This window comes from Lacinutrix chionoecetis, from assembly GCF_053604665.1.
The window spans coordinates 1-359 of the sequence record NZ_JBSHNQ010000082.1; the positions used below are offsets into that span (position 1 = coordinate 1).

The 359-nt window shown below is 49.0% G+C and carries 1 pseudogene; it reads left to right on the plus strand.

What is annotated here, in order from left to right:
* Nucleotides 1-359: pseudogene (locus ACVC43_RS09050) on the plus strand (hypothetical protein); the annotation flags it as partial.

Below are 359 nucleotides of genomic sequence, written 5' to 3' on the forward strand. Positions count from 1 at the left end.
AGCGAAGTCATTAACTCACCAGTAATAGACACAGGCTTAGATCCTGCACAATACACGTTTGAGTGGAGTTATCAGGGCACGGTATTACCAAGCGAAACAGGGCCAAGTATTATGCCAACACAAGGCGGTGTGTACACCGTAGTGGTAACCGATAATGCTACAGGCTGTAACAGCGATGCCACTACCTTTGTAGAAGTAAGCGAGCCACCAGTAATTAGCGCAGAAGTCACCACCTTAGCCTTTGCAGACCAGCATGACATACAGGTAACTGCAACAGGCATCACAGGCACCTCAATAGCCGTGTACGAGTTTAGTATCGATGGTGGCAGCTGGGAGATGAACACGCCAAACGATGGCAC